17 protein-coding genes and 1 CRISPR repeat array are annotated in these 21,945 nt (G+C 57.4%); of the genes, 6 read left to right on the top strand and 11 right to left on the bottom strand.

Going from position 1 to position 21,945, the window contains the following annotated elements:
* The 4 genes from cas2 to yghU all read left to right on the top strand — a co-directional run bounded on the left by cas2 (position 1) and on the right by yghU (position 6,753).
* Positions 1-294 carry a CRISPR-associated endonuclease Cas2 gene (cas2, locus tag PVT68_RS07380; RefSeq protein ID WP_280322063.1) on the top strand — a complete coding sequence of 98 codons (294 nt, stop codon included), beginning with the start codon at positions 1-3 and terminating at the stop codon, positions 292-294.
* A gap of 176 nt (positions 295-470) precedes the next feature.
* Positions 471-4,205: direct repeats of the CRISPR family, unit length 32 nt; unit sequence GTCGCGCCCTTCGCGGGCGCGTGGATAGAAAC.
* 304 nt (positions 4,206-4,509) lie between these two features.
* Positions 4,510-4,986 carry a GNAT family N-acetyltransferase gene (locus tag PVT68_RS07375; protein ID WP_280322062.1) on the top strand — a complete coding sequence of 159 codons (477 nt, stop codon included), beginning with the start codon at positions 4,510-4,512 and terminating at the stop codon, positions 4,984-4,986.
* Positions 4,987-5,063: 77 nt separating this feature from the next.
* The gene (locus PVT68_RS07370) at positions 5,064-5,822 is read left to right on the top strand and encodes a tetratricopeptide repeat protein (protein WP_280322061.1); all 759 of its coding nucleotides are present in this window, start codon (positions 5,064-5,066) and stop codon (positions 5,820-5,822) included.
* A 52-nt stretch (positions 5,823-5,874) separates the two neighbouring features.
* The gene (yghU, locus tag PVT68_RS07365; RefSeq protein ID WP_280322060.1) at positions 5,875-6,753 is read left to right on the top strand and encodes a glutathione-dependent disulfide-bond oxidoreductase; all 879 of its coding nucleotides are present in this window, start codon (positions 5,875-5,877) and stop codon (positions 6,751-6,753) included.
* A gap of 51 nt (positions 6,754-6,804) precedes the next feature.
* Here yghU and PVT68_RS07360 read toward each other — a convergent pair whose 3' ends face one another.
* Positions 6,805-7,698 carry a GNAT family N-acetyltransferase gene (locus tag PVT68_RS07360; RefSeq protein ID WP_280322059.1) on the bottom strand — a complete coding sequence of 298 codons (894 nt, stop codon included), beginning with the start codon at positions 7,696-7,698 and terminating at the stop codon, positions 6,805-6,807.
* 285 nt (positions 7,699-7,983) lie between these two features.
* Between PVT68_RS07360 and PVT68_RS07355 the strand changes: the two genes are divergently transcribed.
* On the top strand, positions 7,984-8,244 hold the full coding sequence (locus PVT68_RS07355; RefSeq protein WP_280322058.1) for a hypothetical protein: 261 nt from the start codon (positions 7,984-7,986) through the stop codon (positions 8,242-8,244).
* Positions 8,245-8,286: 42 nt separating this feature from the next.
* On the opposite strand, the gene PVT68_RS07350 is transcribed toward PVT68_RS07355, so the two are convergent.
* From PVT68_RS07350 to PVT68_RS07335, 4 genes are all read right to left on the bottom strand, one after another.
* Positions 8,287-9,174, bottom strand: a complete 888-nt coding sequence (locus PVT68_RS07350) for an NAD-dependent protein deacetylase (RefSeq protein WP_280322057.1) — start codon at positions 9,172-9,174, stop codon at positions 8,287-8,289.
* A gap of 113 nt (positions 9,175-9,287) precedes the next feature.
* Positions 9,288-9,737, bottom strand: a complete 450-nt coding sequence (gene cynS / locus PVT68_RS07345; RefSeq protein WP_280322056.1) for a cyanase — start codon at positions 9,735-9,737, stop codon at positions 9,288-9,290.
* A gap of 74 nt (positions 9,738-9,811) precedes the next feature.
* Positions 9,812-11,602, bottom strand: coding sequence for a bifunctional protein-serine/threonine kinase/phosphatase (locus PVT68_RS07340; protein WP_280322055.1), 1,791 nt, complete (start codon positions 11,600-11,602; stop codon positions 9,812-9,814).
* A 40-nt stretch (positions 11,603-11,642) separates the two neighbouring features.
* Positions 11,643-12,494 carry a formate/nitrite transporter family protein gene (locus PVT68_RS07335; protein ID WP_280322054.1) on the bottom strand — a complete coding sequence of 284 codons (852 nt, stop codon included), beginning with the start codon at positions 12,492-12,494 and terminating at the stop codon, positions 11,643-11,645.
* A gap of 497 nt (positions 12,495-12,991) precedes the next feature.
* On the opposite strand from PVT68_RS07335, the gene PVT68_RS07330 reads away from it, so the two are divergent.
* A complete protein-coding gene (locus PVT68_RS07330; protein ID WP_280322052.1) occupies positions 12,992-14,326 on the top strand; it encodes a nitrate regulatory protein in 1,335 nt (444 codons plus the stop codon).
* Between the two features lie 28 nt (positions 14,327-14,354).
* Here the strand turns inward: PVT68_RS07330 and PVT68_RS07325 are convergent, their stop codons facing one another.
* The 6 genes from PVT68_RS07325 to metG form a co-directional block, all read right to left on the bottom strand.
* The gene (locus PVT68_RS07325; RefSeq protein ID WP_280322051.1) at positions 14,355-14,549 is read right to left on the bottom strand and encodes a hypothetical protein; all 195 of its coding nucleotides are present in this window, start codon (positions 14,547-14,549) and stop codon (positions 14,355-14,357) included.
* 16 nt (positions 14,550-14,565) lie between these two features.
* Positions 14,566-15,069 (bottom strand): hypothetical protein, encoded by a 504-nt coding sequence (locus tag PVT68_RS07320; RefSeq protein ID WP_280322050.1) that lies wholly within the window; start codon positions 15,067-15,069, stop codon positions 14,566-14,568.
* A gap of 174 nt (positions 15,070-15,243) precedes the next feature.
* Positions 15,244-15,528 carry a DUF883 family protein gene (locus PVT68_RS07315; RefSeq protein ID WP_280322048.1) on the bottom strand — a complete coding sequence of 95 codons (285 nt, stop codon included), beginning with the start codon at positions 15,526-15,528 and terminating at the stop codon, positions 15,244-15,246.
* A 207-nt stretch (positions 15,529-15,735) separates the two neighbouring features.
* Positions 15,736-18,348, bottom strand: a complete 2,613-nt coding sequence (locus PVT68_RS07310; RefSeq protein ID WP_280322047.1) for a zinc-dependent metalloprotease — start codon at positions 18,346-18,348, stop codon at positions 15,736-15,738.
* A gap of 390 nt (positions 18,349-18,738) precedes the next feature.
* Positions 18,739-19,674 carry a D-2-hydroxyacid dehydrogenase gene (locus PVT68_RS07305; protein WP_280322046.1) on the bottom strand — a complete coding sequence of 312 codons (936 nt, stop codon included), beginning with the start codon at positions 19,672-19,674 and terminating at the stop codon, positions 18,739-18,741.
* A gap of 186 nt (positions 19,675-19,860) precedes the next feature.
* Positions 19,861-21,918: a methionine--tRNA ligase gene (gene metG, locus PVT68_RS07300; protein WP_280322045.1), complete on the bottom strand. Its 2,058-nt coding sequence runs from the start codon at positions 21,916-21,918 to the stop codon at positions 19,861-19,863.
* Positions 21,919-21,945 lie beyond the last annotated feature (27 nt).

The following is a 21,945-nucleotide window of genomic DNA, read 5'->3' as shown; positions in this document are numbered from 1 at the left end:
ATGCTAGTTCTCGTCACTTACGATGTCAGCGTTACTACGGCGGAGGGTCGTAGACGACTGAGAAACATCGCGAAAATCTGCCTGGACTACGGTGTCCGAGTTCAGAACTCCGTATTCGAATGCGAAGTTGACCCAGCCCAGTTTACCTTCCTCAAGAATCGGCTACTGGAAACTTATGAGTCGGACGAAGATAGTCTCAGGTTCTATTCTCTCGGCAAGCGAGGTCGCCAGCGGGTCGAGCATTTCGGAGCCAAACAGGTCGAAGATCCTCTTCGCGACGCGTTGATTCTGTAGCCGCTGACCTCCAGTACTCATGCGAACCCTGGGGGGGTAGCGGAGTCCTAACATATTGATTTTCTGATGGTTGCTCATTTTTTCTACGCATCATTTGGCCCTATATTTTCCGAACTGCATTGATTAGCGGAAATTGCAGAATTTCTCTTTTCCCCTTAACAACTTACAATTGCGCGGTCGCGCCCTTCGCGGGCGCGTGGATAGAAACTGGTTATCAAAGTGGGGGCGCACCGGCTGCCGCCGTCGCGCCCTTCGCGGGCGCGTGGATAGAAACATAACGCCCGTACATATTCAAAACCCTCAGTGGGTCGCGCCCTTCGCGGGCGCGTGGATAGAAACACCCAGGGCCAAATAGAATTCCTGCTGGCGATACGTCGCGCCCTTCGCGGGCGCGTGGATAGAAACAAATTCGCAGACCGCCGTGTCGCGTATCCCGAGCAGTCGCGCCCTTCGCGGGCGCGTGGATAGAAACTGACGTGTTGGCGGTTTGCGCGAAGGACAGGGCAGTCGCGCCCTTCGCGGGCGCGTGGATAGAAACTGCAACACCATGCCGGACTGATCGAGTACGCCCAGTCGCGCCCTTCGCGGGCGCGTGGATAGAAACCTCAACGGTAAACGAGCTGATCACGTTGCCGTGAGTCGCGCCCTTCGCGGGCGCGTGGATAGAAACACGATTTCGGACTACGACAAAAACGTCCCCGAAGGTCGCGCCCTTCGCGGGCGCGTGGATAGAAACGCACTATCCCGCGCCGCGACTACAACAAGCCAGCGTCGCGCCCTTCGCGGGCGCGTGGATAGAAACAGGCGTACTCACCGCGACCCCGCTGGTGGACGTCGTCGCGCCCTTCGCGGGCGCGTGGATAGAAACCGCTTTGATGGTGCGGAACAGGTGCGCTGGTCGTGTCGCGCCCTTCGCGGGCGCGTGGATAGAAACCCACGGGTGCCTACGCGGGTGCCGCTGCGCTGGACGTCGCGCCCTTCGCGGGCGCGTGGATAGAAACATGGGTCAGCCGTAGTACTTGAGGCCGGGGGCAAGTCGCGCCCTTCGCGGGCGCGTGGATAGAAACCGGCGTTATAAGTGCCCGCACCTCACAAAAACCCTGTCGCGCCCTTCGCGGGCGCGTGGATAGAAACGTTTACAACAACGCCTTGGGCACTAGTGCCGGCAGGTCGCGCCCTTCGCGGGCGCGTGGATAGAAACCGGGTCCCTGGGCAACGTGTCATTTTTTAGCCAGGTCGCGCCCTTCGCGGGCGCGTGGATAGAAACTTGCCCTCCACCTGCTGCTGCAACGACAGCACAAGTCGCGCCCTTCGCGGGCGCGTGGATAGAAACAGCTTGGTGATATCCAGCTGGCTTTGGTGGTCCAGTCGCGCCCTTCGCGGGCGCGTGGATAGAAACAGCTTGGTAATATCCAGCTGGCCCTGCGCCTCGAGTCGCGCCCTTCGCGGGCGCGTGGATAGAAACATAAACACCAACGACAATTTCTGAGGAAACAACCAGTCGCGCCCTTCGCGGGCGCGTGGATAGAAACTCCGAAAACGGCTACGGGGAAAACCGCCTGGACGGTCGCGCCCTTCGCGGGCGCGTGGATAGAAACCTGATGCAACAAAACTTCGGGACCTGAATCGGTCGTCGCGCCCTTCGCGGGCGCGTGGATAGAAACGTGGATGGTGTGGGCGAGAGATACGAAGATGGAGTCGCGCCCTTCGCGGGCGCGTGGATAGAAACATCACGGCCCCAATGGGTCTTTTAAAAGCTTCGGGTCGCGCCCTTCGCGGGCGCGTGGATAGAAACCGGCGCTGCGTCTGGTAGCTCCTGGAATAGTCAAGTCGCGCCCTTCGCGGGCGCGTGGATAGAAACAACACGGGCAGTGCAACGGTAACCGCGGTCAACTGTCGCGCCCTTCGCGGGCGCGTGGATAGAAACCCGCGTCATATTTTCGCTGTACGCCGTTTTTATCGTCGCGCCCTTCGCGGGCGCGTGGATAGAAACTGGTGGGAGGGCAAATTATACCGCGCGCACTACACGTCGCGCCCTTCGCGGGCGCGTGGATAGAAACATGTTATCCCCTCAATATCCAAATCAGCCCCACCGTCGCGCCCTTCGCGGGCGCGTGGATAGAAACGCTTTGATCCGGGCGCGATTATACGCATCCCGAATGTCGCGCCCTTCGCGGGCGCGTGGATAGAAACTCTGTCCTTGATTGGGTGCCCACTCTGGTCAACAGTCGCGCCCTTCGCGGGCGCGTGGATAGAAACTGCCGAGCCGGCGAGCGCGTTGGTACCGCGGATCTGTCGCGCCCTTCGCGGGCGCGTGGATAGAAACAATGAACGCCTCCACCGCCTGGCCGACGACTTGGGTCGCGCCCTTCGCGGGCGCGTGGATAGAAACATGGAAAACGTGTTTGCCTGGCTACCGTTTGACGGTCGCGCCCTTCGCGGGCGCGTGGATAGAAACCGGGCGCTGGCGTCCGCCAACCGCAGCGGCAAGGTCGCGCCCTTCGCGGGCGCGTGGATAGAAACTACCGCAGTCGGCATGGCTGCTATGGGCCTTGTTGTCGCGCCCTTCGCGGGCGCGTGGATAGAAACCCGCCAGGGCGCGCAGCTTTTCGCCGGCCTCGCTGTCGCGCCCTTCGCGGGCGCGTGGATAGAAACTGCCTGGTGGCGGGGGTGTTGCTGCGTCTGGCGGGTCGCGCCCTTCGCGGGCGCGTGGATAGAAACTTTGTGCCTGCGCTCATAGCGTGCGTAGACCTGGGTCGCGCCCTTCGCGGGCGCGTGGATAGAAACCACTTCCACCTTGGCGGAGTTGATGATTGTCTGCGTCGCGCCCTTCGCGGGCGCGTGGATAGAAACCTATTAAAGAGCTTATGGAAAATTGGATGTTTGCGTCGCGCCCTTCGCGGGCGCGTGGATAGAAACCACCCACCTGCAGTTGTGGATGGAAGCGCACACCGTCGCGCCCTTCGCGGGCGCGTGGATAGAAACGGACTCAAGGTGCCGAAGAAGCAGTCCAAGACCACGTCGCGCCCTTCGCGGGCGCGTGGATAGAAACTTGTGTCACCCAATATCGGAAAAATACACAAGGAGTCGCGCCCTTCGCGGGCGCGTGGATAGAAACCTCCCTTGGCCTGTAGGCTATTTCCGGCCGCTGGTGTCGCGCCCTTCGCGGGCGCGTGGATAGAAACACGCTCACAGACCGCGCCGACGCTCTTTTCATGGTCGCGCCCTTCGCGGGCGCGTGGATAGAAACAATGACTTCCTGCAAAAATGCGACCAGAACCGCGAGTCGCGCCCTTCGCGGGCGCGTGGATAGAAACACCTGAACCAACCGCACAGGGTAGCGACGCTATGTCGCGCCCTTCGCGGGCGCGTGGATAGAAACAGTGAACGATTGGCCACGCTGCCGATAGCCAGCAGGTCGCGCCCTTCGCGGGCGCGTGGATAGAAACCTGTCTCAACGAAACAAAAATTAATGTGTACGCTGTCGCGCCCTTCGCGGGCGCGTGGATAGAAACAGCAGACGCTTCGCAAACGGGTCGTTGCTGGCCCGTCGCGCCCTTCGCGGGCGCGTGGATAGAAACCTGGTATTCCTCGCATAGCCCGTCATCACACACCGTCGCGCCCTTCGCGGGCGCGTGGATAGAAACACCGATAAAAACGGCGTTCCGAGAGTATATGACGTCGCGCCCTTCGCGGGCGCGTGGATAGAAACGATTTATCGCATTCCTGGTATCACTGCGCCTGCTGGTCGCGCCCTTCGCGGGCGCGTGGATAGAAACAAAAAAGCAAGCGAAAAAACATTGGAGATAAAACGTCGCGCCCTTCGCGGGCGCGTGGATAGAAACATGGTGATGCTGTGGCATGACACAGACAAGATCGGTCGCGCCCTTCGCGGGCACACGGATAGAAACAGGTTATTTTCGGAAACTTTGCGAGTGCCATGTGTCGTGCCCTTCGCGAGTGCGAGATAGAAACTTGTGATCCGTGTGAATCACTTGGTGCTGGGCTATGCCATACCCGACAAGGGAAGCGTATAACAACTTGTCCAAAAAATTGAAAGCAACCACTCGCGAGATTAAAGGTGGCGCTCGTGTCGTAAGAGGAATAATAATTTGGCTGATTCGGCGCAAGTGGAAATAGTAGTCGGGGGCTCCCTCAGTAGAATTGAGGTAAACTCTGGCATCATATCCAACCCTAAAAATTGGGGCGCTGACGATGCTGGAAGGACTACAAATCATTCGGGATGACCTCACGGGCAAGGAAATTGCCGAGCTTTTACAGACGCATATCGATGATATGCGTGCTACCTCGCCCCCGGAGAGCAAACACGCCCTGGATCTGGACGGGCTGCGCCAGCCGGACATTACTTTCTGGTCGGTATATGACGGAGACCAGCTGGTAGGGTGCGGCGCGCTGAAGGCGCTGTCTGCGGACCATGGCGAAATCAAGTCCATGCGTACCGGCGCCGATGCGCGGGGGCGGGGTGTGGGAAGTGCCATGTTGCAGCACATCATCGCTGAGGCACGTCGGCGGGGCTATACACGCCTCAGCTTGGAAACCGGTTCCATGGCGTTCTTCCAGCCAGCACACCGACTGTATCGACGCCACGGGTTTACTGAGTGCCCTCCCTTTGCAGAGTACACCGACGATCCCAACAGTTTGTTTTTAGAGCTGGTCCTTTGCCGTGATTGATGAGAAGGCGTATACAAATCCACACGCGGATGTAGAGAATCGATATTCAACTTGAAATTAAAGATGGAACTTGAGTCATGTTGACTAACCCCGGAAAAAGCCCCCAATTTGTTACCTTGCTTGGACCGCTTGCGGCTGTTTTGCTGCTTATATTCAGTTTTCCCACAGTAGCTACGGAGCCCAATCGCAGCTACGACACGGCAGTGGAGGCGTTTGCGTATCGTGGGCGGCCGCGGGATCAGGTTGAGTTGGCCGCATATGGCTCATCCCCCTCCCCTTGCCAGGGGGAGCATTCTGACTGGGCGGTGGACGTTGGCTTGAGCAACTATGCCAAATGGGCGCGGTTATTTGATGAACTGGGGCGTGGAGACCCTCGCACTCTGAAGGCTTTTGACGACCAGATTCAGGCACTGGCCTACTTGGTTACCAAACTGGACTGTCAGGATCCCTTGATACGCTATCGCTACGCCAATGCCTTGTATCAGCAGCGTAGCTATACGGAATCCCTTGCGGTACTGGAAACCCTGGAGAAGCCGTTGCAGGAGTACTACCCGGATTTCTACCCTATGTATCTGAATCGCATTGCGGCCGCATTGAGGCGGACCGATCAGCACGACCGCGTGATCAACATCCGTCGCGAGTTAGCTGATCTGGTTCCCGGGGATGTGAGCAATATGCTAAACCTTGCCGGGATGTTATCCGTACGCGACCAGACTGGCGACGCGCAGGAAGCGCGCCTATGGGTTGCCAGGGCTCGCCAGGGTGGTCTTTCTCTGTACGGGGAAAAAGTTGCCGGTGATATCATCGCGCGGCTGCGCGTGAAGCACGCCAATTAAATTGATAAGCCTCCCCAAATTACATTTACCCATCGAAGCTGGAGTCGTTGATATGTCGGATGTGTATACCCCACCCAAGGTCTGGAAATGGGATTCTGAAAGTGGCGGTCAGTTCGCCAATATCAACCGCCCCATCGCCGGTTCCACCCATGAAAAAGAACTGCCGGTGGGCAAGCACCCGATGCAGCTCTATTCTCTGGCTACCCCCAACGGTGTCAAAGTGACGATCATGCTCGAAGAGCTACTGGCACTGGGACACAAGGGCGCCGAGTACGACGCTCACCTGATCCGCATTACCGAAGGCGACCAGTTCGCCAGTGGCTTTGTGGATATCAACCCCAATTCCAAAATCCCCGCACTGGTAGACCACAGCACCACGCCGCCGATCCGCGTGTTTGAGTCAGGCTCTATCTTGCTGTACCTGGCGGAAAAGTTCGGCGCCTTTTTGCCGCACACGCCGGAACAGCGTACCGAAGCCCTGAACTGGCTGTTTTGGCAAATGGGGGCGGGGCCATTTCTTGGCGGTGGTTTTGGTCATTTCTACGCCTACGCGCCGGAAAAATACGAATACCCAATTAATCGCTACACCATGGAGGTCAAGCGCCAACTGGACGTTCTCGATCGCCAGCTGGCCGAGCATCCGTATATTGCCGGTAAGGAGTACACCATCGCCGATATGGCCATCTGGCCCTGGTATGGTGCGGTGGTAAAAAACAAGGCCTACGATGCCGCGGAGTTTCTTGAAGCCCACACCTACAAAAATGTAAATCGCTGGGTGGATGAAATTGGCCAGCGTCCAGCCGTCAAACGTGGGAATATGGTGAACCGCACCTGGGGCGACCCTTCCGAGCAGTTGCACGAGCGACACGATGCCAGTGACTTTGAACTTCGCACGGAAGATAAGCTCTCTGAGCAGGGTGAAAATAACTGATCGAACGTTTGCTGCAGTTCAACGATCGCGCTACGGGGAATACGCGTCTGCTTAGGTTTTTCTCAGACGGTCGATAACAAGTCGGCGTATGTGCTTGAGACGCTTCAGCAGGCCGCTGGATTGAAGGAATCGGTTGGCGGTATTGGCCAGGCTGTTTAGCAGCCTGGCAGCACGTGCTTTAGGTGACGACGCGTAAAAATTCATTGAAGCATCTTCCCGCCGCCAGGTGCCATAGAGTTCTTTGTAACTGTAATCGCCAATACCGTAGTCGATCCAGCGAACGCCTTCGTCCTGTAGTCGTTCGATTACTCTGCGAAGCAAATAGGTGCCCGGTGCCAATCTTCCGTATTGTGGGAGAAAGGACGTGGCCAGCAGGGTAAAGGTACCGTCTACTAACGGCCCTACGATATAGGCAATGGGTTCGCCTGCGGCTTCCAGCAGGTAGCCGCGGAAGCTGCCGTTGCTGGCGTGGATTCTCGACACACTTTTCCAGGACGCATCGTCCTTTACTCCCACGCCGATGCTCTGTTGATAGCTGGCGGCTACGATGTTAACGGCCACCTTTAAAAAACCAGCGACGTCTGCCGGGTCGCGAATTTCCCGTACTTCAACGGAACCGTTAAACGCCTCAACCAGCTTGCGGTCTTTGCGGCGAAATCCGCTGCGTGTTTTTGCCGAATTGGTGGCGACCGGGCTTCCGTGGCGATCAACGAGTTCGGTGAACCAGCGGGCCATTTTTTCCGGGTTGCCATCGCCTGGGCGGTTGAGTCCATGTTCGAGCAATTGTCCGATTTCCCCCTCCGGCGACAGGCGAAATATGGAAATGCAGTCCAGATTCCCGTCGGCCAGTAACTCTTGCAGGTATTTTTTCTGCTGCCGGGCAGTTTCTGCGCTCAGTGCCTCAAGTCCACCCTCGGTAATGTTCAGGGTGCGAAGCCGTGGCATCGGAACCCGCCAATTGCCGATTTCTATTAGCGGGCGCCTAACACTCAGTCGGCCTATCAGTATTCCATCGGGTATCCCGTTTGTTTTCCATTGCACCACATAGGGCGTTTTTTCACCGGGTATCTCGGAGAGAAATGGCAGGAAAAAATCGGCTTTTGCCGTAGCTACTCTGGGCGTGCTTCTCGGGTCTGTGCGCTCCCAATAGTGAAGCAATTTTTTTGCGCCCTCCAGGGTAAGCTCGACATTCAGGCTGAATCCGGATTTTTCTGGCGCGGGCGTTGATGTTTGCAGATTAATGGCGTGGGCTGGAGTATGCGCTTCCATGAAGAATCCATTCGTCGACGTGTTATTTTTCAGTCAGCTCAATTGCTAATAGATTCTGATGGAGAATTTTTTTCGCGAGTAAATATGCCTGCCATTATTTTGTGCTGGTCTGGGGTGATAAAAATGCACCGGCTGCCGCTGAAGTGGCGGCAGTTACTGTGCTTTGGCGTGCCGAAGCTGACCTGTCTTCCGGTATTTGGCTGGGGTTTGCGTGCAGAGTAAAGCAGGCTAAAGAAGAAAGCGCGCGGGGGATTTCGATGGCACTTACAGTTGCTGCAGCACCGTGGCCAGTGTTTCCGCGATCCGGGTATTCAGCTTGAGGTCAATCAGGTCATCGGCGCGGGTGCGTCCGAGGGTGAGAGACGCCTGCGGCTTGTTCCACTCTTTTGCAATGCGGCAAAATCGAAATCCCGAATAGACCATCAGTGAGGACCCAACTACCAGCAGCGCGTCGCTATCGCGCAGGGCAGCCAGTGACTGCTCCAGCCGTGCCTTTGGCACGTTATCCCCAAAGAAGACCACGTCGGGTTTCAGAATTCCGTGACAAACCGGGCAGTCGGCTACCTGAAAATTACTGAAATCCACTTCCAGGTCTGCATCCCCATCCGGCGCCGTCTCCGCGGTGTAGTGGCGAAAGGTCGGGTTCAGGTCATAACTGCGGTCGTGTACCAGCTGCCGCATCACCCGGTAGTCACAACCCATGCAGCGAATCTCATCCGCGCGCCCGTGCAGATCAACGACCCGCGTGCTCCCCGCCCGCTGATGCAGCCGATCCACATTCTGTGTGATCAACAGATTGATATGCCCGCGCCGCTCCAGCTCCGCCAGGTGAAAATGTGCCGGATTCGGTGCCGAATTGCGGATCACCGGCCACCCGATCAGTGCGCGGCCCCAATAGCGCTGGCGGGTGGCCGCGCTCGCCATAAACTCCCGGTGATCCACCGGCGGCTTGCGCTTCCACTGTCCGTTGTGATCGCGGTAATCGGGAATGCCGGAATCGGTACTGACACCGGCGCCGGTCAGCACCGTTAACCTCGGGTGGCGACGGATGAAATCTGCCAGTTGCGCGGCTGCTGTTTCCACGGTCAGCGAGGAATCGAAAACAGAGTTTTGTGTGGGGGTGTCAGGGGAGGACGCTGTACTCAAGCTCATACCAACGGGTCTCGTAGCTGGACCAGTATTGTATACGAGTGTGGCAGCGACAGGTTGCAGGGACGTGACGCCGGCAGCGGTCACGCCGCCGGCGCCGAGATATCCGCTGAGGCTCAGTACATCTTGTAGGGCAGGAACTTGCCGGACATCACCATATTTACGCGGTCGCCCTTGGGGTCCTCTTCCCGCTGGATATCCATGGAAAAGTCGATCGCACTCATGATGCCATCGCCAAATTCCTCATGAATCAGTTCCTTGATGGTGGTGCCGTAGACATTCACCAGTTCGTACAGGCGGTAAATCAGTGGATCGGTGGGCACGGCGGTGGGCAGGGAACCTTTGTAGGGGGCGATCTGCAACCAGGCGACAGCTTCGTCGTCGAGATCGAACAGCTCACCCACGATTTCGGCCTGTTGTTTAGTAAAGGTCATCTGCCCGAGGCAGGCGGCAGTGGTCCACTCCTTGGACTGGCCTACGGCGTCGGCAACCTGGGACCACTTCAGGTCTTTTTTCACCTTGGCGGTGAGAATCCTATCGGTCACTTGCTGGCGGTTACTGATCATTGTGATGCTCCCTTGTTGTTTACTGTTGCTGTTCACTTTGGTTGTTCACTTCGGGTTGTTCACTTCGGGTTGGTTCAGGCAGAAGAGGAAATCAGACTCAACAGATACAAAACGGTCAACAGCAGCACGCCGCTGACAGACTGCCAGAAGCGCACCGGGTAGCGTTCCATCAGCGGCGGGCGCGTGGCGTGCAGGTATTGCGGGTTCGGATGTCGCAGCTCGTAGACAAATTCAGACAGGGCCTCGTGGCGCAGCCGTGGATTCGGCTGCAGGGCCTTTTTCAGGGTGGCATCTATCCACGCGGGAATCGCGCGGGTTTCACTCAGCACGCTGCGATAACGCAATTTGTGTTGCGCTGCGACCGTTGTGCAGCGGGCAACCTGAGTGCCATAGGGGAACTCGCCAGATAGCAGGTGGTAGGTAAGTACTGCCAGTGAAAAGAGGTCCGAGCGCGCGGAGCCCATATCACCGAGGAAATATTCCGGCGCGGTATAGAGCGCGGTGCCAAGAATTTGCTGGCCACTGTTCACGGCGGAATCTGGATTGTCTTCGATGTCGGTTGTGGCGAAGGTGGCTGAAATGGTAGCTGAAAAGGTTTCGGCGATACCGTCGACCCTCGCAGAGCCAAGGTCGATCACGGTAACGGTGCCGGCCGGGCTGATGATGATATTTTCCGGGCGCAGGTCCTGGTGCAGGATTTCAGCCCGGTGCAGGGCCTGCAGTCCACTGGCAATCTGCTCAACGATACGGCGCACGGTTTCCAGCTGAGGGTCCGGGTTGTCGGTCATCCACTGGCGCAGGGTCTGTCCTTCAACCACTTCCATCGCGGTATACAGAAAATTGCGTGGGCGGTGGCTGGTAGCGGCGCGCACCACATGGGTGCTGTTGACCCGGCGCGCAATCCACTCTTCCATCAGCAATCTTTCCAGGTAGGCGGGGTCGTCCGCGAGGTCGATGGACGGCATTTTCAGGATTGCCTGAATACCGCTGGACTTATCCGTAGCCAGATAAACATGGCTGCGGCTACTGGCGTGGATCTCGCGCTCGATGATGTAGCCGTCCAGGCTGTCACCAGCTTTTAGCAGAGGCGGCAGTGGCAAGCTGCCCGCCTGTTCCATCGGAGTTTTCACGGGTTCGGGCAAACCGGTGACGCGCACCAGTTGCACCGTGAGATTGTCGTTGCTGCCGTTGGCAAGCGCTGCGTCGACCAGGGCTTTTGCGGTGGTATTCAAACTGGTGGTTGGCAGTGCCAGTTGTTCGGTCAGGAACTCGTGCGGCAGTGTTTCGTGTACCCCGTCGGTGGTGAAAACAAGCAGGTCTCCGGGTTCCAGTGACACCTGTCGGTAGTCGACGTCCAACCGTTGGGATGCGCCGAGGGCGCGGCTCAGGTAGCTGTGTACCTCGCCAACCCATTTGCGGTGATCATGGGTGAGTTGTTCGAGCGTGCCGCGACGCAGGCGATAAATTCGCGAGTCACCCAAGTGAAAAAGATGGGCTTCAGCGCCTTGGAGAATCGCCGCGCTGAAGGTGCAGACATAGCCCTTGTCTCTTTCGAAACGATAGGGGCTTTGCTGGGTCTGGCCATAAAGCCAGGCGTTGGTTGCCTTGAGTACGCGCTCCGCAGCCTGTTGCACGTTCCAACCATCCGAGGTGCAGTAGTAATCGTCGAGAAAACTTTTGACTGCGGTCTGACTGGCGATGGCGCTGACCGGACTGGAGCTGATGCCATCGGCGATGGCGAAGGCAGCGCCTTTCAAGCCCAGCTGCGGATCCAGTGGCACACGGGCACCGCAGCTGTCCTGATTTTCCGGTTTCAGCCCTGCGCTGGTGTAGTGGCCGATTTCCAGGGAGAGTGTGTTATTCATAGAAAAATAAAGCCCCGCAGGTGCGGGGCTCAAACGGCTATCAGGCCAGGGCCTCGTTACCCGCCTTGCTGTCAACGGCAGCAGTGAGCTGACGCTTGGGGGCAGTTTTGTAGTGAGTGCTGTACAGGGTCAGGCCGGTGAACGCCAGACCGCCTACCAGGTTGCCGAGTGCGGTCGGGATTTCATTCCAGATGAAGTAGTCAAGCACGGAGAAATCGCCACCCATCATGATCGCCGTGGGGAACAGGAACATGTTTACCACGGAGTGCTCGAAGGCCATAAAAAAGAACAGCATGATGGGCATCCACATGGCGAGTACCTTGCCGCTGACATGGGTAGAAATCATTGCGCCTACCACACCCATGGAGACCATCCAGTTACACAGCATGCCGCGCAGGAAAATGGTGAACCAGCCAGCGGCACCGTATTCCGCGTACCCCAGGGTCCGGGCTTCACCAACAGCGGCAAGCTTGGCGCCAACTGCGCCGGGTTCGGTGTTGAAACCCATGGTGAACACAAAGGCCATCATCACCGCGACGGTGAGCGCGCCGGCGAAGTTGCCGAGGAATACCAGGCCCCAGTTGCGCAGAATGCCGCCCCAGGTGACGCCGGGGCGACGGTCCAGCCATGCCAGTGGCGCGAGAACGAATACTCCGGTCAGCAGATCAAAGCCCATCAGGTAGAGCATGCAGAAGCCCACCGGGAACAGGATGGACCCCACCAGATGGGAGCCGCTGGCAACCGCGACGGTCACCGCAAATACCGCGGCCAGGGCGAGGATGGCGCCGGCCATATACGCGCGTACCAGGGTATCGCGGGTGGACATATAGATTTTGGATTCCCCGGCGTCGACCATTTTGGTCACAAATTCGGTTGGAACGAGATAAGCCATAGTTTTCACCTTATTGAGTGTTTAAGGATCGGGTGTCCACCTGTGCAAGGAATTTCAGCGATCCGGTACCGCAACAGTCCGTCAGCACTGGAAATTCGGGGCACAAAAAAAAGCGCCCACACAGACCGGCCGTTGCCGGAAAGTGATGGACGCCTTTATCCAGTGTGTTCTATTTGTCGCAGGCCTCTGGCCTGGTGAGCGGCATGGGCCAGGCCATACAGCGCGCTACAGGGAATTGATAGCAATCTCGGTGCCAACTTACCGGAAAGTAAATTTTCATTGCCAAAGTACGGATTAACGGCGGGGTTTTAGCGGCTTCTACGAAAGAATGACGTAAAAATCCTTATTTAGTGATTTATGCTGGTGCGAATTTTCCTGTTTGCACTGAAATGGTGCCACCTGATTCTGGCATCGAAAATTTTTGAAGCCGTAACTTGTTACTGGAATGTTTATTGCTCAGCTCAGAATAGGGATTATTTTTCGGGGAACGCGGAGTCATGACCAATCACAGAGAGGATGCAGAAAAATTTCTGCTGGCAGCCAAACGCGCAGAGATTCAGGCGCTGCAGCGACTGGTGCGCAGTTGTGAACTGGTGACGACGGTTTCTGATCTGGTGCATCAGCTACAGCGCGAGCGCGGTATCAGCAACATCTATCTGGTTTCTTCCGGGGCTCGTTTTGCGGATCACCGCCAGGATCAGATGCACTGCAGCAGCGACAGTGAAGGGGGGTTTCGCCAACTGCTGCACGAGCAGTATCTGGGACCTGGTCGCTACGACAGCCCCAGAGATATGCGGCTGCTGAACGGTATCGCTTACGCTCTCCACGGTCTGGATGAACTGGTCAATCTGCGCCGGCATATCGATGCCTTTGAAGTCAGTGCACTGGAATCCACGGATGCATATTGCCGACTGATTGCCGGTTTGCTGTCGGTGGTGCTGGAAGCTGCGGATGTGGCGGATGATCCCGAAGTAACCAGATTGCTCGTGGCCCTGGGCAACTTTATGCAGGCGAAAGAATTTGCCGGTCAGGAGCGCGCCTGGGGGGCCATCGGCTTTGCCGGCAGCAGTTTCGATGAAAGCCTGCACGGACGCCTGAACCACTTACAGGACTGCCAGCGCCACAGCCTGGAAGTGTTCTGTGAATTCGCCGGAAACGTGGAGCTGGCGCGCTGGCAGGCGATAGAAGACAGCCAGGATGCGCGCGATCTGCAGCGTTTACGCCTGATGATTGCCGCGCTCAAGGACGGTGAACCGATTGCCTCCGAGATCAGCGAAGTCTGGTACCAGCTGGCTACCGCGCGTATCGACGCCATGCATCGCCTGGAGAATGCCATCACCGCGAAATTGCGCGAGGCCAGTCGCAAGCGTGTCGCCGAAGCACAGGCGGAACTTGGCCACCACTATGCGCAACTGGAAATGATGAAGTCCGCCGTTTGGGACCGGGTGCCGGCGTTGACAGTGTTATTCGATCCGGAGGTGCCGGGCCTGTATGGCAGCGCTACGGCGACCAGCGTGCCGGCGTTGCACGGGCAGACGTTGACGCATTCCCTGTACGACCTGATCCGTTCCCAGGTGACGCATATTCGTCGGGTGAGTGAAGAGCTGGAGGAAGCTCGCCGGGCTTTGAACGAACGCAAACTGATCGAGCGGGCGAAGGGCGTGTTGATGCGCAGCCTGCGCTTGAACGAGGAAGAGGCCTATCGCACCATGCAGCAGCGGGCGATGGAAATGAACCTGAAGCTGGTTGACGTGGCCAAAAAAATCATCGACATCGGCAACCGCCCCGGGGGGGCGGGAGAAACACTGAGTGTGGCGAAATCCGGAACCTAAGCCAAGGCCCGGACCACTACGTGAACCACTAGAGTGCCTGCCAGGTCAGGTACCAATTCAGCAGTGTTCGCGGATGTGGATTGCGGAATATCCGCTGGACAAGGAAGCCACCGGCAAAAGCCACCGCCATCGCCAGTGGCAGGGGCACGCTTTGTGCCTGCATCAGCGCCTGGGTTCGCTGTTGTTGCAGCAGGCGCAGAGCGCTGCGTCTTTGCAGATCCATCTCCTCGCAGTGAAGTTCAATTTGCCTGTTTAAAGAGCGCAGAGACATCATTCAACGCCTGTTGAGCCTGTTTACGGGATTCTTCAAAACCCAGTAACGCACGTAGCTTCCGCAGTGACAGCAGGAGAGCGGTAACAATCAGCAACTGCGCCAGCACGAAAATACCGAAGCCGATATAGATGGAATTGAAAAAGTAATAGCCGAGTAAACCCGCCCCCGCGCAGAGACTCTCGATCAGGGCGATGGCCAGGAAAAATAGCAACAGTAGCAGCACCACGATGCGCTTCCCTGCACCCAGCGTACGCTGAAACTCCAGCCGCACGAGACTGGAATAATTCTCAGCCCAAGCAGTGGCCAGCGTCATGGTGGCTTCCGCGCGCTCAAGCAGTCCATGGAAATCCTCAGTAACACCGGCACAGTCCTGCGCGGGATCGGTAAACGAGGATTCCTCTTCCGGGTCACTTTGCGCGGACGCGCGGGAGGCATCGTGCTGCTGTTTGGACTTGTCATGCGCGGCCATCAGTTGCCGCTCCTCTCAATTTTCATCAGGTCATCTCAATTTTCATCCGGTCATCTCAATTTTTACCCAGCATTTATCGCTTGCTGGTTTCTTAACAACCGTTCACCTGCGTACCGATGTTGCATGAGGGAAATGTCGACCACTTGCTCGCGGGTATACATACTGAAGGGAGAGTTATTTGAGAATCTTCGCAATTAGCCACCCGGCGGCAAATGCACAACCAACACTGATCAGCGGGTGCGCCTTGATCGAATTTTCTGCCCGTTCGGTCACATCGTGCGCGTGCTGTTTACCTTTTTCCACGGTTTCACGGGTGCGGCTTTTCACTTGATCCGCCGTTTCCCGCGCGCGCATCTTCACGTGTTCCGCAGTATCGTGCGCGGCTTCACCGGCAAGGTTGTAGGCCTTGTGCAGCTTTTCACGGCCAGCGCCGCTGTTGGGGGCCTTTGTTGTCGCCATTGGAGAACTCCTTCTGGAATAGAGGTTACTCATCGAATCCTAGTGTCAATTTCGGTGAAACCCAGAGATTGCCAGGAGAAATGCGCGGTCGCGGTGGGAGTGGGATGTAGGTGTTGTGTGACGTGCTGATCGCCGATCAGTAAAACCGCGATGGAGCTGGGGAGGGATACCCGGCGACCGCGTGTCGGTCGCCGGGCAAGTCTGTGTTTAGACCGCGTTGGTTTTTGCTGTGCCGTTGGGGTTCAGGGCCTGACGGATGACAAACCGGATATGTTCCTTGTGTGCACGGGAAACCGGGTTGTTACCCTGGGTTTCAAGCTGTCGTTCAATCTGCTTGAGGGAATATCTCGCCAGTGCCTGTGCCTGCTGTTGGCGGGCGCCGTCCTTGCTGGAGCCGGATATGGCAACCAGGCGGTCAACGTATTCCCGCTGCAGATTCTGCCGGAAACTATCCACATTGCCGGTGGCGTCCGCGGCGAAAATGGCGAGGTTCAGGTCGGCGTACAGGTCGGTCATGGAATAACCATTGCCATACAGCGTCGAATCCTGAATGCGTTTCAGTACTACCGGGTTCAGCACATGAACCAGCACCGACTTCTGGATATTCAACACCAGGTCGTGCACTTTCGGGTCTTCGGTTTTTCCGTAAAAGAAAAACCAGCGGCGCTGCTGTTGCAACTGTTTGATCAGCTCCGGTGAAAGTACCAGCGCATCCGGTGCGAATACATATTCTTCCAGTATTTCCATTGCCCGTTTCTGCTCGGACGCAGGTATCGGGCGGAAGGGATCGTTGCCGCCTTCCTGCCCGACCATGGCCCGGTCCACCATAACGCCGCCGATGTAACGGGAAACCGTTTGCGCCGCACTGCCGTATTGGGCCAGAGCAACGTTGGCTCCGTTGACCAACTCCTGACGGGACTCCCCCTGCCTGAGCAGGCGGCTCGGCAGGGAGCCCAGTATTTTCTGAGTCAGCTCGAACTGGTTCTGTGCATAGCCAATCGCATCGCCACTCATGTCATTGATCATAATGCGAGGGTCGATACCCGCCCCGGGGGTGCGCATATCATCGGCGTCGTTGCCAAAGGCCAGCGCGGGGTCGGTGGAGCGGGCGAGGATGTTCGACAGGCGCTGCGTCTCCTCTTGAGGGTCGACCACCGCCGGTGAATAGCCGTATTCAATGGCCCAGCGGTCGTAGGCTCCGGGCGCAACGTCGTAGAACTGTCCCTGGGTGTCCGCATCCGCCGACAGGTTGGGAGCGGGGTAATCCATGACGGATGCGGTCAGGCCCTGGGCGCGGGTGTGTTGATTATCGAATATCGACGCCAGGGGCTGGTGCTGGCTGGCAATGAAATTGTGGTTCAGCCCCAGGGTGTGACCCACCTCGTGCAGGATCAGAAAATACAGAAACTCCTCGGAAAAACGGTTGCTGGTGGCCTTGTCTGCATCCATGGCGGCGAGTGCCGCGGTGCCAAAGGCGCTGCCCGTAAAGAGGGGGGCATGAGACTGTGCTGCAGCATGGAAAGTGGTCGTGGTGGCGGGTGTTGTACTCGCCGGCACATCGAATATATTTTCCATTCGCGATCTGTTCTGCATGGCGACCAGTTCGAGCATGATGTCAGCGCCAAGGATCTGGCCGGTGCGGGGGTCGCCGATACTCGGTCCGAGTCCACCAAACAAGGGTTGTGGCGACGCGGTCCAGCGCAGCACGTTGTAGCGCAGGTCTCCCGCATCCCAGTCCGCATCGTCCGGCTGCACTTTTACCTGAATGGCATTTTTAAAGCCCGCCTGCTCGAAGGCCTGGTTCCACGCCAGTGTCGCGTCGCGAATGGTGTCCCGGTATTCCAGTGGCGTTGTGTTTTCGATCCACCACACGATGGGTTCCACTGGCTCGGAAACGTCCACCAGGGGATTTTTCTTGACCAGGTGCCAGCGATTGATGAAATCGCCGTAAGGGGCTGCACTGTCCGAGGTCATCACCTGTCTGAGGGCTGTGAAATAGCCCAGGCGTGGATCATCCGGTCGCGGTATAAAGTCATTTTCCGGCGCCTGAATCAGAATATGGCGGATACTGAAGGCCAGGCTGCGTTCATCTCCCAGTGCATAATCTGCAATGTTGCCGCCAAAATCTTTTGGCAAGACCGGCTCCGGGTTGTCGTAAACATACTCGACCACCACATCGGTATTTTTCGGGTAATTGTGCAGACTGGTGAAGCGGGTTTTGTCTCCATTCAGTTTCCCCAGGGTAAGCCGGTCCCCGGGTTTTTCCTCGGGGTTGGGCGATGGTTTCAACTGGCGCAGGGAGTCGTTGAGAAACAGGCTGTCCACATTGATGAAGACTGCGCCGCTGTCCTTGTCACGGGCTTCGATTTCGAGTGCGGCCAGCAGTGGGAGGTTGAGATTAGCATGGTTGGCGCGACTCACCGGGTTTTCCTTGTCAAAGGTAAAAATGGTGTTTTGCTGCCGCACGTGGATCTTGTCGAAGTAACGCTCGAAGCGGAGAATCCGCGGCTCAAAGTACATTCCCATGGTGTGAAAAATGTTGTTTCCGGGAATGCCGTTATTGACCTGCATATGATGAATGATGTCCTGGCCGAGTTGCTCTGGCAGGATCTTCAGGTAAAGACTGCCGCTTTTTTCGTTCTGGTATAAATCGAACAGGCCGGCAAAGTGCGTGGAATTTTTGGTGATTTCGGCAACGGGTTTGAAATCACTTTCGGTATTTGCGGATTCATTGGTTGGAGCGTCTTTGCTGCAGGCTGTGAACAACAGCAAAAACGCGGTGGCAGAGAGTAGCCTGGCCGCATGGGTGAGCTTCGCCATGGGGAAATTCCTTTTATTGTGAATTGGGCTGTCATGACAGGGATTCAAACAGCCTTACTTCTTCCTGTTGACCGAGGGAGTAAATCAAATTTTTACTTTGTGAGTCCAGTCTGCCGGATTGGCACTGGGAATGGATTGCAGCGATTTATTGTTGTCGTATTTCAGCGAATTTGTTGAATAGGGAGAAATGTCAGCTCAGCTCGGACGCGGCCCGTAGTATAGAAAATGAGAAAGGCAAAATTATTTTTCCCACATTAGTACTTTGATGCCAGTAATTTTCAATTTTGCGAAAGACGACGCGTTTTGAGCGTGAAAAATAGAAGGTCGTAACTGTGGCAATGCCAGGAGATATTGGCGTCTATTTTTCTTTCGTGTGGTCGCGAGGCATGTTTACCGTTGGTGGCGCCAGTGAAGGATGTTATTTACAACTCCATCTAAAAGTCGCTGGCGGCTCTCGCGGCTGATCCAGGCGTTGTGTGGGGTGATGATCAGGTTTGGGATATCGGCGGCAAGCAGAGGGTGGTCCGCCGGTGGCGGTTCCACACTCAGTACGTCGAGTGCGGCACCGGCAATGGTGCCATTTCGCAGGGCGTCGACCAGCGCGGGTTCGTCTATCAGACCGCCGCGCGCGGTGTTGATCAGGAAGGCGGAATCTTTCATCGAGGCAAGAAATGCCCGGTTGACCAGCTGATCCGTCTGTTCCGTGAGCGGGCAGTGCAGGCTGATCACGTCGGCTTCCGTCAACAGTTGTTCCAACGGCACCCTGTCAGGTTTTTGTTCCCCGCTAAAGGACTGGGAAATCAGGATCTCCATCCCCAGCGCCGCGCCCAGTTCCGCGACTTTCTGCCCGAGATCCCCGTAGCCGATAATTCCGAGTTTTTTACCCGCCAGCTCGATTACCGGGTAATCCAGCCGACAGAAAATCGGCGATTGGCTCCAACGGCCTTTTTGCACATCGTCCGCATACTGGTGCCAGCGGGTGGCGAGGGCCAGGAGCAGCGCAAGGGTGTGCTGGGCGAGGGAGCTGCCGGTGTAGCCGGCCACGTTTTTTACCGAAATATTTCTGTCCGCCGCCGCGTCCAGATCGATATTGTTGGTGCCAGTGGCGCAGACACAGATCAGTTTCAGGTTGGGGGCGTTTTCGATCAGCGTGTGGTCGAGTACGACCTTGTTGGTGATGACCACGTCGGCATTCTGGATACGCTCGGCAGTTTCTTCGGCGGCAGTTGTTTCAAAAAATTCCCAATGGTCGAGGGACTGGTCGAGGGCTGAGGTATCCAGTTCTTCCAGTTTCATGGTGAGGGTATCGAGAAAAACACCGCGCATGTTTGCCTCTCGTTATTTTTAGTTGGAATTGGCGTGATCACTGTAGGAGCCTGCCTGCAGGCGAAGGGGGGGCTGGGCGGTCCCTGGGCTGTTCGCCTGCAGGCAGGCTCCTACAGTGTGGTTGTGAGTTGGTGCGTTGGGCGGCCTTGTGGCCCGCATGCGGAGCCGGGGCTCCGCGCTCCCGGATTACATCACCCGCATACCCGGCTGGGCGCCGGCGTGGGGTTCCAGGATCCACAGGTCTTTGCCGCCCGGTCCGGCGGCGAGGACCATGCCTTCGCTGACACCGAAGCGCATTTTCCGTGGCGCCAGGTTGGCGACCATGACGGTGTGTTTGCCGATCAGGTCTTCCGGGCTGTAGGCGCTCTTGATACCGGCGAATACGTTGCGGGTTTCACCGCCGAGATCCAGGGTCAGTTTCAGCAGTTTGCCCGCACCTTCCACGTGTTCGGCGTTGGCAATCAGGGCGATACGCAGATCGACTTTGGCAAAATCGTCGAACTGGATTTCCTCGGCAATCGGATCTTCAGCCAGCGGACCGCTCTTTGCTTCGCTGGCAGCGCTTGCTTTTGTCTCTGCCTGCAGTTGTGCGAGGGATTCTTTCGCGGCTTCCTGCATCGCGTCTACCTGTTCTTTTTCCACACGCTGCATCAGCGGCTTGAACTTGTTGATGGTGTGGCCAGCCAGCGGGGTGGCGGCGGTGTTCCAGTCCAGCGGCGCGCCGAGAAATTCCTCGGCCTTTTTCGCGGTTTCCGGCAGTACCGGTGCCAGCCAGGTGATCAGGGCGCGGAACATATTTGCACCCTGGGAGCAGATCGCCAGCACTTCCGCATCCTTGCCTTCTTCTTTGGCCAGGGACCAGGGGGCCTTATCGGCGATCCAGGCGTTGGCAGCATCCGCCAGCGCCATGATCTCGCGAGTGGCACGGCTGTATTCGCGGGTCTCGAAGTATTCGGTAATGCGCGGCGCGGCTTCCACAAACTGGTTCCACAGAGTTTCGTCTGCGAGTTCACTGGCGAGGGCACCACCGGACTTGCTCACGAATTTGGCGGTGCGGGATGCGATATTGACCACCTTGCCGACCAGGTCCGAATTCACCTTGGCGATAAAGTCTTCCAGGTTCAGGTCCAGGTCGTCCACGCCACCGGTGAGCTTGGCGGCGAAGTAATAGCGCAGGTATTCGGGATTCAGGTGATCCAGATAATTGCGTGCATTGATAAAGGTGCCGCGGGACTTGGACATCTTCTTGCCGTTGACCGTCAAAAAGCCGTGCACACACACCTTGGTCGGGGTGCGGAACTGGGCGGAGTCCAGCATGGCCGGCCAGAACAGGGCGTGGAAGTTGACGATGTCCTTGCCGATAAAGTGATACACCTCGGCACTACTGTCTTTTTTCCAGTACTCCTGCCAGTCGAGACCTTTCCCGTCACAGTAGTTTTTCAGGCTGGCCATATAGCCGATGGGCGCGTCCAGCCATACATAGAAGTACTTGCCCGGTGCATCGGGGATCTCGAAGCCGAAGTAGGGGGCATCGCGGGAGATATCCCACTCCTGCAGGCCTTCATCCAGCCACTCGGACAGCTTGTTGGCCACTTCCGCCTGAAGGGTGCCGGAGCGGGTCCACTGCTTCAGAAAGTCGGTGAAAGCAGGCAGGGTAAAAAAGAAGTGCTCAGACTCTTTCTCCACCGGGGTAGCACCGGAAATCGCAGAAACCGGGTTGATCAGTTCGGTGGGGCTGTAGGTGGCACCGCAGGCTTCACAGTTATCGCCGTACTGGTCTTCGGTTTTACATTTCGGGCAGGTGCCCTTGATGTAGCGGTCTGCCAGGAACAGTTCCTTCTCCGGGTCGAACGCCTGGGTAATGGTGCGCGAGGCGATATGGCCGTTTTCACGCAGGCGTTTGTAGATCATCGCCGACAGCTCGCGGTTTTCCTCGGAGTGGGTGGAGTGGTAGTTGTCCACGCCGATCAGGAAGCCGCTGAAATCGCGCTCGTGTTCCGCCTGCATATTGGCGATGTGCTGTTCCGGGGTCAGGCCCAGTTGTTCGGCCTTCAGCATGATAGCGGTGCCGTGGGCGTCGTCGGCGCACATGTACAGGCACTGGTTGCCGCGGGCGCGCTGGAAGCGGGCCCAGATATCGGTCTGGATGTACTCGAGAATATGACCCAGGTGCAGGGAGCCGTTGGCATAGGGCAGGGCACTGGTGACGAGGATGTTTCTGGGCTGAAGATCGGTCTGAGACATCTTGGGTTCCAAAGGCTGCGAGACTTG

The organism is Microbulbifer bruguierae, from assembly GCF_029869925.1.
In the GTDB taxonomy this organism is placed as follows: domain Bacteria; phylum Pseudomonadota; class Gammaproteobacteria; order Pseudomonadales; family Cellvibrionaceae; genus Microbulbifer; species Microbulbifer bruguierae.
This window is presented reverse-complemented; position numbering and strand designations above follow the sequence as displayed.

What these genes read in the sequence shown, in the direction of transcription:
- PVT68_RS07340 (WP_280322055.1), bottom strand. Translation starts at nt 11,602, where the DNA reads ATGAATAACACACTCTCCCTGGAAATCGGCCACTACACCAGCGCAGGG.
- PVT68_RS07315 (WP_280322048.1), bottom strand. Translation starts at nt 15,528, where the DNA reads ATGGCGACAACAAAGGCCCCCAACAGCGGCGCTGGCCGTGAAAAGCTG.
- metG (WP_280322045.1), bottom strand. Translation starts at nt 21,918, where the DNA reads ATGTCTCAGACCGATCTTCAGCCCAGAAACATCCTCGTCACCAGTGCC.
- PVT68_RS07370 (WP_280322061.1), top strand. Translation starts at nt 5,064, where the DNA reads ATGTTGACTAACCCCGGAAAAAGCCCCCAATTTGTTACCTTGCTTGGA.
- PVT68_RS07330 (WP_280322052.1), top strand. Translation starts at nt 12,992, where the DNA reads ATGACCAATCACAGAGAGGATGCAGAAAAATTTCTGCTGGCAGCCAAA.
- PVT68_RS07360 (WP_280322059.1), bottom strand. Translation starts at nt 7,698, where the DNA reads ATGCCACGGCTTCGCACCCTGAACATTACCGAGGGTGGACTTGAGGCA.
- PVT68_RS07335 (WP_280322054.1), bottom strand. Translation starts at nt 12,494, where the DNA reads ATGGCTTATCTCGTTCCAACCGAATTTGTGACCAAAATGGTCGACGCC.
- cynS (WP_280322056.1), bottom strand. Translation starts at nt 9,737, where the DNA reads ATGATCAGTAACCGCCAGCAAGTGACCGATAGGATTCTCACCGCCAAG.
- PVT68_RS07325 (WP_280322051.1), bottom strand. Translation starts at nt 14,549, where the DNA reads ATGGATCTGCAAAGACGCAGCGCTCTGCGCCTGCTGCAACAACAGCGA.
- PVT68_RS07350 (WP_280322057.1), bottom strand. Translation starts at nt 9,174, where the DNA reads ATGAGCTTGAGTACAGCGTCCTCCCCTGACACCCCCACACAAAACTCT.
- PVT68_RS07375 (WP_280322062.1), top strand. Translation starts at nt 4,510, where the DNA reads ATGCTGGAAGGACTACAAATCATTCGGGATGACCTCACGGGCAAGGAA.
- PVT68_RS07320 (WP_280322050.1), bottom strand. Translation starts at nt 15,069, where the DNA reads ATGGCCGCGCATGACAAGTCCAAACAGCAGCACGATGCCTCCCGCGCG.
- yghU (WP_280322060.1), top strand. Translation starts at nt 5,875, where the DNA reads ATGTCGGATGTGTATACCCCACCCAAGGTCTGGAAATGGGATTCTGAA.
- PVT68_RS07305 (WP_280322046.1), bottom strand. Translation starts at nt 19,674, where the DNA reads ATGCGCGGTGTTTTTCTCGATACCCTCACCATGAAACTGGAAGAACTG.
- cas2 (WP_280322063.1), top strand. Translation starts at nt 1, where the DNA reads ATGCTAGTTCTCGTCACTTACGATGTCAGCGTTACTACGGCGGAGGGT.
- PVT68_RS07310 (WP_280322047.1), bottom strand. Translation starts at nt 18,348, where the DNA reads ATGGCGAAGCTCACCCATGCGGCCAGGCTACTCTCTGCCACCGCGTTT.